Raw genomic sequence first — 15,175 nt, forward strand, 5'->3', positions numbered from 1 at the left:
GATCAAGCTATCCAGTGTAGGCCGGAAAACAGACACGGCAATTGCGGTTAAGACTATACAGCTCGCGAAGGGTTCGCGCTTTGAAACTTTATGTGGCTGCTAGGTCTGGTCTTAGTCCAGTGCCTGAAAGCGGCGACGGCGTGAACGGCGGCGAGGGCGCAAAGTGTTTAGGTCTTGTTTTTGATCAACCTTATGACGCGGGGGAGGCGAAAGAAGGCGCATGATGAAGAGGATGCAGCACCCGATGGTGAATATCCAGAATATCTCATCGGTGAGATCGTTGATCATGACGCAATCCAAAGCAAACCGCTTGTCCGTTTCCGTGACGCGCGAAACAATATCCCGAGATCAATACCGTCTGGCGAAACCAGGGCCAAGTCACGAAGGCGTGCTTTATCGCCGCGCCGTTGGTATCGCGACATTGCGCTCCTGTGGATGGCTGGCAGGCGCTGGTCGCGAACTTCGCACCGATCTGCGATAGGTTGGTCATGCTGCCTTTTTCAATCCATTGTTCCGGCCCGATCCTCGCGGCTGAATTCCCAGACAGGCAAAACATCCTGAGCTGGTCTCTGACACGTCCGGGGTTCGTTTCGGCGTGCTCCGTCGCCTGGCTGGAAGTACGCAATGACGATCTGACGTTGGAAGTGGACCCGGTGCTTATGCTGCAGGAGAAACTGGCCGAAGCCGGTTACGGCGGAGCGGTGCAGATGATGACATCGCGCAGCGTACAGAAGCACCATGTTGCGACGCGACGCTCCGGCGAAACGCATGCCGCCTGTCTTGCCACTGTCGGCCTGTCGAATGCGGGAAGGGTGGGGGAACTCACACAGATGAAGATGCCCGTTGGAACGATCAATCTTCTGGTCCACATCGACAAACCATTGTCGGTCGCAGCCCATATAGAGGCAATGTCGATTGCTGCCGAGGCCCGCACCACTGCCATTATCGAACTTGGCCTAATTGTCGGCGGTAGAACCGCAACAGGGACTGGAACGGATTGCATCGCCGTTTCCGCTCCACACGGGCAGGCGGGAGAGGCAGCATCATATGCGGGTTTGCATACGGATATCGGCGCCGCTCTCGGTGGTACGGTTTATGACGCGGTGTCCGAAGGCGGCAGGCTCTGGATGAGAGAGCAGGGTTTTTAATCGGTCAGGCTTCGGCTGCTGCGCCTTTCGGCTTCAGGCGCAGGATAAGCGGAACCAGAACAAGGGCGACGATCGGGAAGACGAGCCAGTTGATGGTTTCCCAGCCTGACGAATGCAGCAGCGACCCTGCAAAGAACGAAGCGCAGGCCACTGTACCAAACATGATGAAATCATTGGCGCCCTGCGCCTTGCCGCGTTCAGCTGGCGTGTGGCAGTCGGTCACCATGGCAGTCGCGCCAATAAAGCCGAAATTCCAGCCGATACCAAGGAAGATCAGCGCACCCCAGAAATGACCGACATCAAAGCCGCCCAATGCAATAATGGCGGAGAACGCGATCAAAACCAGACCGAGCGCGGTGATCTTTTCCTTGCCGAAACGGGTGATGAGCTTTCCGGTGAAGAAGCTTGGCGCGAACATGGCAAGCACATGCCACTGGATGCCAAGGGCCGCATGATCGACGGAATGGCCATGGCCGACCATGGCGATGGGCGCTGCCGTCATCACGAAAGTCATCAGCGCATAGGAACAGACGCCAGCAGCCACGGAAAGGATGAAGCGCGGTGAACGGAGAATTTCGCCCAGCGGGCGGCCTGTATCATGGATAGCGTTCGGATCTTTCCGGACCTTCGGTGCGCGCAGCATGAAAAGGACGGGGAGGGCGAGAAGCCCAAGAACAGCCTGGCTGAGGAAACTGCCAGCAAACATCGCATCCGGAATGGTATCGCGTGTCCAGATGACGAGCTGTGGCCCAACGATTGCCGCAACGAGCCCACCCACCATGACCCATGATATGGCGCGCGCCTTCATGTCGTCCGTTGCCGCATCGGTCGCGGCAAAGCGATAGCTCTGGACATAAGAGGCGTAGAAACCGGCAGTCAACGTTCCGAGACAGAAGATGAGGAAGGAGGCGGCAAAAATACCTGCGGCTGCGATCACACCTGCCGAGGCGCCGACAAGCGCGCCCAGCATATAGGCATTGCGGCGTCCGAACTGGCGCATGAAGAAAGCGGCAGGCAGTGTGCCAAGCGCAAGGCCGAGATTGAACAGACTGACGGGCAGCGTGACGAGTGCCGGATCGGAAGACAGTTTCTGGCCTACCAGACCGCCAAGCGAAATCACGATAGGCGGGCTGGAAGCGCCCAGTGCCTGTGCAATCGTCAGGATAACAATATTGCGTCGTGCAGCCGTCGCGTCGGTCATAACCAACCCCTCAATCGATAAACCGGGATGGTTTTATCGGAAAGCGCATTTACCGGCAAAATTATTCTACAGCTGGTTAGAACATTTTTTGACTGGGTCAGCTATTCCGTTTCAAACGATGAGATGGATGTGACGACGCATCCGGGTTTAAGAGGATATTTGGCAATTAGCCCATAATATTATTCGTCCAGTGCTCCGATAGAGACATTGCAGGCGGTATTGACGCCATGATCGTCAGCGTATTGAAAGTAAATTGTACCATTCATCGTGGGCAGAGGGCCGCTATGTGGCGGTTTTGATCGCCCATCATAATCTGATGAGAAGCCAGCTTCATATGTGCCATCCGGCTTTGTAACTATAGTGCTTTCGTCAATACCGAACTGCGCAGTTAAAAGCTCTGTCGAATTATCGGAATATATATTTACCTCTCCGGAAAAACCTTGTCCGTTATTGGTTAGTGTCACCAAAACATACTCGTGATCATCGCCATTCATGACCAAGAATCCGGGTTTCAACGAGATTTCGATAGCCATTCTTCACCTATATACTTATTGAAGAGCGAATATATCTCAAATCTGGAATGAAATTATACTGACAGAGTAGGCAGAGTTGGGCTGCTGGTCTATCAGTTTGAATAATTATCGCATCAGCGAGCGCGTCTTCACTCATACAAAACCTGAGCGGACAACAGAGACGCAACCATGCAGGCCCGCGATGCATGTGGGAATCCAATTTGGACAGCCCGATGTCGTCCGGCTGTCATCTAGTGCTTCTAATTTGCAACTCCACAATTCGATAGGGAGCCAGCAATGTCAGAGAATCTTTCCCAGCAAAGTCTGTTCAAGACCAGCCAGTTGGAAGAAGCAGATGCCGATCCGCGCAATCCGTCCGATAATCCAACCATGGGCGAAATCATCAGCCGGCGCTTTTCCCGCCGTGGCTTTCTGCGTGGATCGCTCGCTGTCTCGGCCATTGCGGCAACGGTCAGCCCGCTCGCCCTGATGAGCGCCGGTGATGCGCGCGCTGCATCCGGTTCGGCCTTTTCCTTCAAGGAGGTCGAGGCCGGTGTGGATGCCCATCACCATGTCGCGGAAGGCTATGATGCCGATGTGCTTTTGCGCTGGGGTGACAAGCTTTTCGCCGATGCGCCGGAATTCGATCCGACCAAACAGTCAGCCGAAGCGCAGGCGCGCCAGTTCGGCTACAACAATGATTATGTCGGCTATATCGCCATCGAGGGATCGCCGGAACATGGCTTCCTCGTGGTCAATCACGAATATACCAATCCGCACCTGATGTTCCCCGGTCTCGTCAAGATCGTCGACGGCAAGGTAGAGCAGGCTCCGCTTTCGAAGGAACAGGTGGATATCGAAATGGCCGCCCATGGCGGCACGATTGTCGAAATCCGCAAGCAGGACGGCAAGTGGCAACCGGTGCTCGACGGTGCAAACAATCGCCGCATCACCTCCAATACCGAGATGGCGCTGAGCGGTCCCGCCGCCGGTCATGATCGCGTCAAGACCAATGCCGATCCTTCCGGCACCAAGGTTTTCGGCACGGTCAACAATTGTGCAGGCGGCGTCACACCCTGGGGCACCTACATCATGGCCGAGGAAAACATCCATGGCTATTTCATCGGCGAACTGCCGGAAGGTCACGCGGAGACGGCCAATTACAAGCGCATGGGCATTCCCGAAGGTTCATACGAATGGGGACGTTTCTACGACCGTTTCGATGTTTCCAAGGAACCGAACGAACCGAACCGTTTCGGCTGGATCGTCGAGGTCGATGTGTCCGATCCGAACTCCGTGCCGAAGAAGCGGACCGCGCTTGGCCGTTTCAAGCATGAGGGCGCCGAATCCATCGTCAACAAGGACGGGCGCGTGGTCTTCTATCTGGGCGACGACGAACGCTTCGACTATGTCTACAAGTTCGTGACGGCGGGCAAGTTCAACCCGGATGATCGCGCTGCCAATATGGATCTGCTGGATGAAGGCACGCTTCACGTGGCCAAATTCCATGAAGATGGCAAGGTTGAGTGGATGCCGCTGGTATTCGGTCAGGGTCCGCTGACCGAGCAGAACGGCTTCAAAAGTCAGGCCGATGTGCTGATCGAAACCCGGCGTGCCGGTGATCTTCTCGGCGCGACCAAGATGGATCGCCCCGAGGACGTGCAGCCGAACCCGGTCAATGGCCGTGTTTATGTCATGCTCACCAACAATACCAAGCGCAAGGACGATCAGGTGGATGCCGCCAATCCGCGCGCCAAGAACGCCTTCGGCCATATCATCGAGATCGAGGAAGATGGTCAGGATTTTGCCGCCACGACGGGCAAGTGGGAGGTGCTGTTGAAATGCGGCGATCCTTCTGTGGCAGAAGTCGGTGCCAGCTTTTCCACCGATACGACGCGCAATGGCTGGTTCGGTATGCCGGACAACGCCGCCGTCGACAGTGCCGGTCGGCTTTGGGTCGCAACCGATGGCAACAGCAACAAGGGTACCGGTCGCACGGACGGACTTTGGGCGGTCGATACGGAAGGCGATGCGCGCGCGACCTCGAAACTGTTCTACCGCGTGCCGGTGGGTGCAGAAATGTGCGGTCCGCTGTTCGCACCCGACGATGAGACGGCTTTCGTCGCCGTGCAGCATCCGGGCGACGGCGGCGAGGATTGGGACGGTCATGGCCGTCCGTCCTATTACGAGGACCTGTCCACCCGCTGGCCGGATTTCAAGGACGATATGCCGGTTCGGCCTGCCGTGGTGGCAATCACCAAGCAGGGCGGCGGCAAGATCGCGGTGTAATACCAAAACTCGATGAGTTTAACTCATCGAGTTTTGGTTAAGCCCGTGCGGCGACTGAGCATTTTCAGGGCGTGATGCGTTAGCATCTCAGCGACCTGGTGTAATGACTTGATGAGACAGTTGGCCCCCGGTGAAAGTTGGGGGCCTTCGTCAAAGCTTCATGGAAGCGTCAAGCCAGCGATACAAAGCCAGCCTAATTGCGTCCCTGTATTTGAATTCCAACGGGGACTTATCATGATATCGCGTCTCGTCGCTTCGACCATGCTTGCCGGTGCCGTCGCATTGGCTTTTCCGGCCTCCGCTGAAGAAAAGGCTTTTCCTGCAACGCTCAAGGCCCATGCCATCCTGCCCGCGAACACGATCATCGCTGCACCGGAAGACGCGGCGGATCACCTGAAGACGTCGGGCAAGTTCACCACCGCCGACCGCAAGCGTGCTGAGGGCATCGGCACTGTTGAAGGCAAGGACGGCGTGCGCAAGACCGGCCTGTCTTTGCCGTTCGACGGCCAGCCGGTGCAGGGCTTTTCCGGCATCAAGACCATGGAAGACGGCAGCTTCTGGTCACTGTCCGACAATGGCTTCGGCTCCAAGCTTAACTCGCCGGATGCCATGCTGATGCTGCACAATGTCAAGTTCGACTGGGACAAGGGTACGGTGGAGCGCGTGAAGACCGTGTTCCTCAGCGATCCGGACAAGAAGGCTCCGTTTCCCATCGTCATGGAAGGCGCTGAAAAGCGCTATCTGACCGGCGCCGATTTCGATGTGGAATCTATCCAGCCCGTTGCGGATGGCTTCTGGGTCGGCGAGGAATTCGGTCCTTTCCTGTTGAAATTCGATATGGACGGCAAGCTGACCGACGTTATTCCGACGGTTGTCGGTGAGACACAAGTCGTGTCACCGGACAATCCGAAGCTCGCTTTGCCCGCCAATCCGAGCCTCAAACTGCCGTCTTACAATCTGAAGCGCTCGGGGGGCTTCGAGGGGCTGGCGATGTCGAAGGACGGCTCGAAGCTTTATGGTCTTCTGGAAGGCCCGCTTTTCGTCGATGGCGCGCCGGAAAAGACTGAAAGCGGCAAGACGGGCCTGCGGGTCATCGAATTCAACGTTGCCGACAAGAAGTGGACAGGCCGCTCCTGGCTCTATCCTCTGGCCGAGGGTGGCGAAGCCATCGGCGATTTCAACATGCTGGATGAAACCACGGCGCTGGTCATCGAGCGTGACAACGGCGTCGGCACGGCGGACAAGGCTTGCGCCGATCCGAAGAAGCCGCAGGCCGATTGCTTCGATGTGCCGTCGAAGGTCAAGCGCATCTACAAGATCGCTTTCGACGACAGCAATGTCGGCAAGGAAGTGCGCAAGATCGGCTATATCGATCTGCTCGCCATCGCCGACCCGGAAAACAAGCGCCGTCAAGGTGGACGTGAAGGCATTTACGATATGCCGTTCCTGACCATCGAGAATGTGGATCGTGTGGACGACACGCATATTGTGGTCGGCAACGACAACAATCTGCCGTTCTCAGCTGGTCGTTTCCTCGACAAGGTGGATGACAATGAATTCGTGCTGCTGGAAGTGGGTGAGTTCCTGAAGGCCGAATAAGCCTCTGAACAGGTCCTATGATGAAGCCGCGGAGAAATCCGCGGCTTTTTTCTCTCTGTGCATGGTGGCAAGCCCGGCGTGGAAGTTTTGTTTCGGCGCAGCTATGGTGCGGCAGCAAAGCGATGGAGAAAACCGTTGAAGATTTTTATTTTCGGCAGTGTGAATGTGGATGTCAGCGCCCGGATGGCCGCGCTGCCGCGTCCGGGGCAGACCGTGAATGCATCGGGCTATGGTATCGGCCTCGGTGGCAAGGGTGCCAATCAGGCGGTTGCGGTCGCCAAGATGGGCGGTGATGTCCGCTTCGTCGGTGCTGTCGGCAACGATGCCTTCGGCGAGCTGGCCTTGAAGCAGATGCAGGAATTTGGCCTCAACACCGGAAGCGTGCGCGTGATTGACGGTGTCGATACGGGCATGGCGATCATTCAGGTTGAGGAAGCCGGACAGAACACGATTGCTGTTTGTGCCGGAGCCAATGCGCACTGGTCGGCTGCCGACGTCAATGCCTATACTGCCGATATTGCCAGGGCGAAGATTACGCTGTTGCAACGCGAAGTTCCGCATGAAGCCAATCTTGCCGTGGCAAAAGCCGCGCGTGCGGCTGGCGGCAGTGTTTTGCTTGACCCGGCACCGGTCGGCGATGCAAGCCGCATGGCGGACCTGATTTCATTGAGCGACATCATCTCTCCCAACGAAACAGAAGCTGCTGAAATTACCGGTATCGAGCCGACCGATCTTGCTTCGGCGGAAGCTGCCGCGCGCAATCTTCTGGAGCGCGGGCCGAAGACGGTCATCGTCAAGCTTGGAAGCCGTGGCGCATTGCTGGTGACGGCAGACGAGGTGAAACACTTCGCGCCGTTCAAGGTCAAGGTGGTGGATACGGTTGCCGCCGGTGACAGTTTCAACGGCGGTTTTGCGGTCGCTTTCTCGCAGGGCCAACCCTTGCATGATTGCGTGCGGTATGGCTCGGCAGCGGGTGCGATTGCAGTCACAAGAGCGGGCGCGGGAGCGGCTGCACCGACCGCCGGGGAAGTGGCGGCACTTCTGCAAATTAAGGCCGAATGAAAACTCGGGGCATTTTGCGCCAGTTTCGCTCATTTTGAGCAGAAAACTGCGCAAAAACCTCTTGTCAAACATGGCGAAGAAGCCGCGAGAATAAGGTGCTCGCGGCTTTTTTGTGGCAAAAATGTGGTTTATGGCATGATCCCGAAAAGTGAACTTCCGGTTTTCGGGATCATGCTCAGAAAAAATCAGAGCGTTGCGAGACGTTCGGTCAGCAGGCTGAAGAAGCCGTCTGCATCCACATCCTTGATGAAGAGCGCGTTCTTCGGACGGTCGGTCACTTCCCACCAGTCGACGACCGTTTCGCCGATCGTCAGTTCCGAATTGATTTCGATTTCCACATTGCACTCGCGTCCGGAATAGAGTTCCGGCTTGATGAGATAGGCGATGACGTTCGGGTCATGCAGCGGGCCGCCGTCGGTGCCGTACTTGGCTTCGTCATAGCGCTCGAAGAATTCGAGCCATGCGGCGACTACTTCGCCAACATGGGTGCCGATGCCGCGAATGGCGGCGATGCGCTTTTCGGTGGTCAGAACCTTGTGTGTCACATCGAGCGGCATCATGGTGATCTTGATGCCGGATTTGAACACGACCGCAGCGGCGTGCGGATCAACATAGATGTTGAATTCCGCCGACGGTGTGATGTTGCCGCCCTCGAAATAGCCGCCGCCCATCAGCACGATTTCCTTGACGCGCTCAGCAATCTTCGGCTCGCGGATCAGTGCGGATGCGATGTTGGTCAGCGGTCCGAGCGGGCAAAGCGTGACGGTGCCCGGCTCCTCTTTCATCAGCGTTTCGATGATGAAATCGACGCCGTGCTGCGCCTGCAGCGGCATGGTCGGCTTGGGCAGGTCGTAACCGTCGAGACCGGTCTTGCCGTGGACGTTTTCAGCCGTCACAAGCGGGCGTACCAGAGGACGGATGGAGCCTGCAAAAACCTTGGTTTCCGGCTTTTTGGCCACTTCACAGATTGTGCGGGCGTTGATTTCGGTGCGCGCCAGTGGGCCGTTGCCTGCCACTGCGGTGATGCCGAGAATGTCGAGTTCCGGGCTTGCCAAGGCCAGAAGAATGGCGACTGCATCGTCCTGACCGGGATCGGTATCGATAATGATTTTACGGGCCATGATGGTTTCCTGATGAGGGGATTTAGAGAGCGTTGCGCGCGGCACTGACCGTCTGGTCGACAAGCGCGTCAAAGGAGATTTTCGCCGGGCGGCGCATATAGGTGACGATGTCGTCGGCCAGCAGCGGCTTCGACCATCGTTCGGCGATGATGGCGGACCCGCGCTGGATGGCGATCATGCTCAGAATCTGCGCGGCATTGCAGTCGACGTCGTGGCCAATGCCGCAGACGATTTCGAGCGTGCGGTCGAAATCGCCTTCGCCGAACCAGAGCGCAATTACCTGTGCGGCTGCATTCGGATAGACGTGAATCCAGTTATATTCGGCATATTCCACATCGCATTTCGCCCATGCGTCCTGCCAGTTGCCGGCAGAACGGCAGGCGTCGAGCGCGAAGGCCAGAACCGCGCCATATTCGGTGTCGGTTGAGAAAAGCGCCGCTGTCGAGACCAGCAATTCGCGCGTGTCGCTGACCGCAAAGGCGCGCGCCGCCATGACAGCATTGAAGACTTCGCCCAAAATACCGTTTCCGGCATGGGAGATTTCCGCGTCCATCCATGCGAGGCGGGCGGCTTCGCGGGCGCGACCCGGTACAACCATGCCGCAGATAGTGCCGCGCATTTGTGCACCGATCCATTCGTCGAACGGATTGTCGGACGTGCCGGTTTCAGGCGCGGTGAGGCCGCGCCGCATATTGGAAAGCGCGATTGCCTCCGCCGACCAGCCAAGCGGGATCAGCGACGTCCAGCGCTCGGCAATGTCGGCGCTGGTCACAGCAGACCCCTTGTCGCCGAAGGCTTCGAGAAATGCGATCTCGAAAGTGATGTCGTCATTATAGGTGTTTGGCTCGCGCACATAATCGCGGATCGGTCCGAAGACCTCGGCGATGTTTTCCGCCGTGTAGCCTTCGAGCGCCGTGCCAGCCGCAGCGCCCACGAGCTGCGCCATCCAGGCGGCAGCGGTGCGGTCGCGGAAATCATCGGACTGGACGGCATAGAGCACATCGTCAGGCCATTGAACGGCAGCGTCGAATTCGTCCCACGACCCATAGCGCACCGTCTTTTGCGACGGATGGTCCGGATCGGGCCGTGCAGCGCGCATGAGGACACGCAGGCGCATGTCGATGCGATACAGCGTTTCAAAATCGCCGCGTTCAAGTGCGGTCAGCCCGTCGCGAAGAAGCTCCTCATAGGGAGCAAGAACGAAGCCCTTGTTTTCCAGCGATTGCAGCGCACCGGCCATCAGGCATTCAGGTGCTGCCGATCCCGGCACATTGCTTTTCCAGAACATGGCCATGAGATCGTCCTGCGCCTTCATGACGGCGCTTGCATCCCAGGTCTGTTCTTCCGCTGTGCGCACCACCGGTTTGGTGTCGCGCAGCAGATCGCGGGTCAATTCCCAAGCTTTCATTTCATTCTCATTTTTATGCATTTCAGGAGTTTTTCAGTTGCTTTGCGCGCCGCTGACGGCGCGCCGCGTGGATCGTCAGCACGACGACCGGGACGAGATAAGGGATCATCTGCATCAGTTCGAACGGCAGTCCGAGGCTCTGAAGCGTGATGGCGAAAGATTCAGCCGCCGCAAGAACCAGGCTTGCCACAAGCGTGCCCCATGCGGTTCCCTGTCCCATGACTTCCGCCGCAATGGCGATGAAACCGCGACCCGCAGTCATGTTCTGGGCGAACCAGGTGACATAGCCGAGCGACAGATAGGCACCGGCTGCACCGCCGAAGAGACCGGACAGGACAAGCGCCATCATCTGTACCCGGCCCGTATGGATACCGGCGGCGCGTGCCGATTTCGGATCAACGCCGGTGGCGCGCAGATGCAGGCCGAAGCGCGTGCGCATCATCAGGAGGCTGACCGCCGGGACGGCGAGAAGGGCGGCGAAGGTCAATATGTGGATATTGCCGATGAAAGGCACGGGAAGGCTTGGCAGAGCACCGCTTTTCAACGCGCCCGACATGCCCTTGTCGCCCGTAGCAAGAAAAAGCCCGAGCGTCGTTGCCGCTGCAGCCGCGATGTTGAGTGCAATGCCGGTCATGATAAGGTCAGTGCCCAGCCGGTTGACCGAAAGCGACATCAGCCAGCCAAGAGCTGCACCTGTGATGAGCGCTGCCAGCAGGCCAATAGCCGGGCTTCCGGTAGCCGCACTGGCCAGAACGGCAATGAGCGCCGCCGACAGCATCATGCCTTCCATGCCGATATTGAGAACGCCTGCGCGATCGGAAATCATCACGCCAAGTGCCGCCAGCAACAATGGTGTTGCCACGCGCAGGATGGTGCCGATGAAGGATGGATCGAGAATTTGTGCGAGAACCATGCTCATGGTTGTACTCCGGCCTGCACTACCGCTTGTTCTCCTTCGCGATTGCGAAGGTTGCGGATGAGCCGCAATACGGTCGGATGATTGTGAATGACGCTTGCCGTCGCGCCCACCATGATGGCGGCGGTCACAAGCCCCACCACTTCGGTCGGGATGTTCATGTTGCGGGCCAGAAGATCGCCGCCAATCTGCACGAAGCCAAGGAAAAGTGCGGACGGAATAAGCAGGAACGGATTTTCGCGCGCCAGAATGGCGACGACGAGGCCGGTCCAGCCATAGCCGGGCAGATCGAGCCAGGCAAAGCGGGCATGAAGGCCGAGCACTTCCAGCGCACCGGCCATGCCCGCCACCAGTCCGCCGACAATCTGGGCACGCATGATGATGCCCTTGAGCGGCAGGCCAAGATGATTGGCAAAGCCAGGACTGGAGCCTGCGATACGGATATTGAGGCCCGAGCGCGTCCAGTAAAGCCAGATGCCGCCAGCGATACAGGCCAGAATGGCAATGATCGAACCGCTGTTGAGACGCGTACCGGCGAGCAGGCGGTCAAGCTTGGCATCCGGCGGAATCCTGAGCGACATCATCCCGCCCGCAGCCGGGTCGCGGATGACATAGTTGAGGACGAACAGGCCGAGAAACAGGAAGGCGTAGTTCAGGACGAGCGACGTCACCATTTCCGATGCGCCGAAACGCAGCCGCAGCGCTGCCGGGATGGTGCAGGCGAAACTGCCCGCAACCGCACCGCACAAAATGGCGACCGGCAGCGAGAACCAGCCGAGCGAAGGGAGCAGAACAGCGCCCGCCACAGCGCCGAGCGCGCCGAGGAAGAAGCCGCTTTCCGCGCCGAGATTGAACAGGCCGGAGCGGAACATGATGGTGATCGCAAGGCCGGTCAGCATGATCGGCGTTGCCGCTTCCACCACATTGCCCATATGGCGAATGCTGCCGAATGGTCCGAGGAAAAACGTCTTGAGAACCCCGGTGGGATTGTCCTGCATCAGCGCCAGCGGCACCAGAAGCACCGCCATGATGACGGCGATGACAAGCACGGTCAGGAAGAATGGAATGAGATAGGAAATCAGTCTGCGCATTACGCTGCAACTCTCTGCTTGAGCATGATCTCATCCAAAAACCGCGTTACACTTTTTGGGATCATGCTCGTGTCCCCAGCATATAAGGTCCAAGGACAGCCGGTGTGATGTCTGGTCCGTTTTCCAGAACGGCAACGATACGTCCGTTGAAGAGAACGACGATTCGGTCGCTCAGGCGCAGCAATTCATCGAGATCGGCGCTGACCAGCAGCACGGCGCAGCCGCCTTGCGCCACTTCGTCGATGCGGCGGTGCAGGAAGGCTGCCGCCGAAACGTCGATGCCGCGTGTTGGCTGGTCGGCGATCAGGAATTTCGGATTGGTGGCAAGTTCGCGCGCGGCGATGAGCTTTTGCGCATTGCCGCCGGAAAGGGAATCGAGCCGTTCGGTGATTGCGCCTGCGCGCACCGAATATTGCTTTATCATTCCGCTGACACGGGCCTTGATCGCATTCCAGCGCAGGAACGGCCCCCAGAAGATCTGCTTGTCGGCGGTAATCGATCCAGTTCCGGCGATCGCGTTTTCGGCGAGAGACAGGCCGGGTGCGCCACCTTGCGAAAAGCGGTCGGCTGGCAGATGAGCGAGACCTTGTCTGCGCCAGCTTGCCGTGTCGGCGCGCAGCATATCCTCACCGTTGAGGCTGATCGTGCCGCTGGCCGCTTCGGCAAGGCCGGAAAGCACCGATACGAGGCCGCGTTGGCCGCTGCCATCGACACCGGCGACGCCGACGATCTCGCCTGCACCGACGGTCAGGTTCACATCCTTGATGCGGTCTGCCGGGTCGGCTGCTTTTGTCGTGACATTCCTCATGTCGAGAACGGTTTTCATTGTGCCGTGCTTGTGGGCGCGTTGCGGAATGTCGACCGCATGGCCCATCACCATCTGCATGATGGCATCGTCCGGCACGTCGGCAAGCTTTTCCGTGCCCGCAACCGCGCCTGCACGCAATACGGTCACGCTTTCAGCCAGCTCGCGCACTTCGTTCAGCTTGTGGGAAATGAAGAGGATGGTAATGCCTTCGTCGCGCAGCGCCTTCAGCTTGCGCATCAGCTCCTCGATCTCCGGCGGAGAGAGAACAGCGGTCGGCTCGTCGAGGATCAGGAGCCTCGTGCGGCGCGCCAGCGCTTTCAGGATTTCAACCTTCTGCTGGGCGGCGACGGAAAGCACGCCCGTGATCGCTTCGGGGTCAGCGTGCAGATCATATTGCTGCATCAGCGCTTCGACCATTTTGCGCGCGCTCACACGGTCGATCAGCCCGGCCTTCACCGGCTCATGGCCGAGAATGATGTTTTCGGTAACCGTCAGGGTCGGCACGAGCGAGAAATGCTGGTGCACCATGCCAATGCCTTGTGCCGCAGCATCTTCCGGCGACCAGGACGCAATGTGCTGTCCATCGACGATGATTTCGCCTGCCGTGGCATTTTCGATGCCGAACAGGATTTTCATGAGCGTGGATTTGCCCGCACCGTTCTCGCCGCAAATGGCGTGGATGGAGCCTGCGCGGATCGAAAAAGACACGTCGCGAAGCGCTTGCGTGCCGTTCGGATAGACCTTGCTCACATCGCGGAAGGCGACGATTGGGCGGAAGGCGACGATAGCATCGCCGCCTTCAATATTTTCAGCTGGATTTTCCACGATCAGGGACGAACCTTGTTGCGGATCGCGTTAAGATCCTCGGTGCTCATGCCGAATGCGGTCGGAACCGTGATCTTGCCTTCGGAAATCTCGTCGGAAGCCTTCTTGATGGCATCCTTCATTTCCTGCGTGGCCATGGAAGCCATGTTGCCGTCCTGCACGATGCCGACAGCGCCTTCCTTGAGGCCAAGCGCTTCCGCCTTGCCGAACGGCAGGTCGCCTGCCTTGAAACGTTCATAAGCTTGCAGAAGGCTGACATCGACATTCTTCAGAACGGAGCTGACGACCTGCTTGGCAATGGCCGGATCGCTGTCCTTGAAGATCGCTTCCTGATCGGAATCGACGCCCAGAACATATTTGCCGGTTTCCTTGGCAGCGGAAAGCTGGCCGAGGCCGGTCTGCGAGGCGACGACGAAGCCGAGCGACACGTCGGAACGATACTGCGCGAGGCCAAGCTCCTTGCCCTTTGCGGCATCCATGAAGGAACCGGCATAGGAAATCGCGATCTTGGCATCAGGCATCACGGACTGCGCACCGGCAATGTAGCCGACGAGGAAATCGTTGATGACCGGAATGTCCATGCCGCCGAGGAAGCCGAGATTCTTGCCGGTATCGCCGAGCTTGCCTTCCTTCAGGAGCGAAGCTGCCAGCATGCCGCCGAGATAAGAACCTTCGTTCTGCTTGTACTGGATGGAATAGACATTGTCGTAGCCGCCTTCTTCATAAGGCACGCTCGCATCATAGAGGATGTATTTCTTGTCGGGATATTGCTGGGCAACGGAACCGACGGTTTCCGACATCTGGTAGGTGCCGCCGATGATCAGGTCCCAGTCCTGCTCGGACGCATCGAGGAACACCGGCTCCCATTTGGTCGGATCGTCGCCGATTTCGAGAATCTTGGTCTCGACGTCGTCGCCATACTTGTCCTTGATCATCTTCATGCCCTTGGCAGCGCTGTCGAAGAACGACTTGTCGCCGAGCGCGCCATTGATGATGAGCAGGATCTTGTCCTGAGCCTGTGCTGCCGTGGTGGCAAACGTGCCCATCGCCGTCGATGCGGCGAGAGCAAAGGCAAGGTGGATTATTCCCCGTCTGGTGGATTTGATCACAACAGAACTCCAATACTGTAGCGTTATAGAGATGGATTTTCTGCTTTGGATAATTTGCCTCCGCCCACAGAACCCCCACACCTGAC

The 15,175-nt window shown here is 58.2% G+C and carries 13 protein-coding genes; 5 read left to right on the plus strand and 8 right to left on the minus strand.

All coding sequences use genetic code 11. The features are described from left to right. Window positions 1-220 precede the first annotated feature (220 nt). Both OHI65_RS04225 and OHI65_RS04230 read left to right on the plus strand, forming a co-directional pair. Window positions 221-481, plus strand: a complete 261-nt coding sequence (locus OHI65_RS04225; protein WP_185758003.1) for a hypothetical protein — start codon at window positions 221-223, stop codon at window positions 479-481. Window positions 482-488: 7 nt separating this feature from the next. Further along, entirely contained in the window at window positions 489-1,148 is a 660-nt protein-coding gene (locus tag OHI65_RS04230; protein ID WP_094515491.1) for an adenosylcobinamide amidohydrolase, read from the plus strand. Window positions 1,149-1,152: 4 nt separating this feature from the next. Here the strand turns inward: OHI65_RS04230 and OHI65_RS04235 are convergent, their stop codons facing one another. After that, window positions 1,153-2,349, minus strand: coding sequence for an MFS transporter (locus tag OHI65_RS04235; RefSeq protein ID WP_125301100.1), 1,197 nt, complete (start codon window positions 2,347-2,349; stop codon window positions 1,153-1,155). Window positions 2,350-2,528: 179 nt separating this feature from the next. Continuing rightward, window positions 2,529-2,882 carry a hypothetical protein gene (locus OHI65_RS04240; protein ID WP_264358741.1) on the minus strand — a complete coding sequence of 118 codons (354 nt, stop codon included), beginning with the start codon at window positions 2,880-2,882 and terminating at the stop codon, window positions 2,529-2,531. A gap of 276 nt (window positions 2,883-3,158) precedes the next feature. Here OHI65_RS04240 and OHI65_RS04245 point away from each other — a divergent pair, with 276 nt between their 5' ends. From OHI65_RS04245 to rbsK, 3 genes are all read left to right on the plus strand, one after another. Next, a complete protein-coding gene (locus OHI65_RS04245) occupies window positions 3,159-5,150 on the plus strand; it encodes a PhoX family protein (RefSeq protein WP_094515464.1) in 1,992 nt (663 codons plus the stop codon). Window positions 5,151-5,384: 234 nt separating this feature from the next. After that, window positions 5,385-6,749 carry an esterase-like activity of phytase family protein gene (locus tag OHI65_RS04250; protein WP_125301099.1) on the plus strand — a complete coding sequence of 455 codons (1,365 nt, stop codon included), beginning with the start codon at window positions 5,385-5,387 and terminating at the stop codon, window positions 6,747-6,749. Window positions 6,750-6,932: 183 nt separating this feature from the next. Then, window positions 6,933-7,811 carry a ribokinase gene (gene rbsK, locus OHI65_RS04255; protein WP_235823044.1) on the plus strand — a complete coding sequence of 293 codons (879 nt, stop codon included), beginning with the start codon at window positions 6,933-6,935 and terminating at the stop codon, window positions 7,809-7,811. A gap of 185 nt (window positions 7,812-7,996) precedes the next feature. Here rbsK and OHI65_RS04260 read toward each other — a convergent pair whose 3' ends face one another. The 6 genes from OHI65_RS04260 to OHI65_RS04285 all read right to left on the minus strand — a co-directional run bounded on the left by OHI65_RS04260 (window position 7,997) and on the right by OHI65_RS04285 (window position 15,089). Next, window positions 7,997-8,932, minus strand: coding sequence for a nucleoside hydrolase (locus OHI65_RS04260; protein WP_012093709.1), 936 nt, complete (start codon window positions 8,930-8,932; stop codon window positions 7,997-7,999). A gap of 22 nt (window positions 8,933-8,954) precedes the next feature. Further along, window positions 8,955-10,340 carry an ADP-ribosylglycohydrolase family protein gene (locus OHI65_RS04265; protein WP_235824422.1) on the minus strand — a complete coding sequence of 462 codons (1,386 nt, stop codon included), beginning with the start codon at window positions 10,338-10,340 and terminating at the stop codon, window positions 8,955-8,957. Between the two features lie 22 nt (window positions 10,341-10,362). Further along, window positions 10,363-11,259 (minus strand): ABC transporter permease, encoded by an 897-nt coding sequence (locus tag OHI65_RS04270; protein WP_029928663.1) that lies wholly within the window; start codon window positions 11,257-11,259, stop codon window positions 10,363-10,365. Beyond that, on the minus strand, window positions 11,256-12,347 hold the full coding sequence (locus tag OHI65_RS04275; RefSeq protein WP_094515460.1) for an ABC transporter permease: 1,092 nt from the start codon (window positions 12,345-12,347) through the stop codon (window positions 11,256-11,258). The genes OHI65_RS04270 and OHI65_RS04275 overlap by 4 nt, the downstream gene beginning before the upstream one ends. Before the next feature lie 61 nt (window positions 12,348-12,408). After that, window positions 12,409-13,980: an ABC transporter ATP-binding protein gene (locus tag OHI65_RS04280; RefSeq protein ID WP_125301097.1), complete on the minus strand. Its 1,572-nt coding sequence runs from the start codon at window positions 13,978-13,980 to the stop codon at window positions 12,409-12,411. 2 nt (window positions 13,981-13,982) lie between these two features. After that, on the minus strand, window positions 13,983-15,089 hold the full coding sequence (locus tag OHI65_RS04285; RefSeq protein ID WP_010660552.1) for a BMP family ABC transporter substrate-binding protein: 1,107 nt from the start codon (window positions 15,087-15,089) through the stop codon (window positions 13,983-13,985). Window positions 15,090-15,175 lie beyond the last annotated feature (86 nt).

The sequence above is a fragment of the Brucella sp. MAB-22 genome (genome assembly GCF_025908475.1).
Classification (GTDB): domain Bacteria; phylum Pseudomonadota; class Alphaproteobacteria; order Rhizobiales; family Rhizobiaceae; genus Brucella; species Brucella anthropi.

Bases quoted from the DNA above. Each gene is read 5' to 3' on its own strand.
- OHI65_RS04225 (WP_185758003.1), top strand. From the start codon at position 221: ATGATGAAGAGGATGCAGCACCCGATGGTGAATATCCAGAATATCTCA.
- OHI65_RS04230 (WP_094515491.1), top strand. From the start codon at position 489: ATGCTGCCTTTTTCAATCCATTGTTCCGGCCCGATCCTCGCGGCTGAA.
- OHI65_RS04235 (WP_125301100.1), bottom strand. From the start codon at position 2,349: ATGACCGACGCGACGGCTGCACGACGCAATATTGTTATCCTGACGATT.
- OHI65_RS04240 (WP_264358741.1), bottom strand. From the start codon at position 2,882: ATGGCTATCGAAATCTCGTTGAAACCCGGATTCTTGGTCATGAATGGC.
- OHI65_RS04245 (WP_094515464.1), top strand. From the start codon at position 3,159: ATGTCAGAGAATCTTTCCCAGCAAAGTCTGTTCAAGACCAGCCAGTTG.
- OHI65_RS04250 (WP_125301099.1), top strand. From the start codon at position 5,385: ATGATATCGCGTCTCGTCGCTTCGACCATGCTTGCCGGTGCCGTCGCA.
- rbsK (WP_235823044.1), top strand. From the start codon at position 6,933: ATGGCCGCGCTGCCGCGTCCGGGGCAGACCGTGAATGCATCGGGCTAT.
- OHI65_RS04260 (WP_012093709.1), bottom strand. From the start codon at position 8,932: ATGGCCCGTAAAATCATTATCGATACCGATCCCGGTCAGGACGATGCA.
- OHI65_RS04265 (WP_235824422.1), bottom strand. From the start codon at position 10,340: ATGAAAGCTTGGGAATTGACCCGCGATCTGCTGCGCGACACCAAACCG.
- OHI65_RS04270 (WP_029928663.1), bottom strand. From the start codon at position 11,259: ATGAGCATGGTTCTCGCACAAATTCTCGATCCATCCTTCATCGGCACC.
- OHI65_RS04275 (WP_094515460.1), bottom strand. From the start codon at position 12,347: ATGCGCAGACTGATTTCCTATCTCATTCCATTCTTCCTGACCGTGCTT.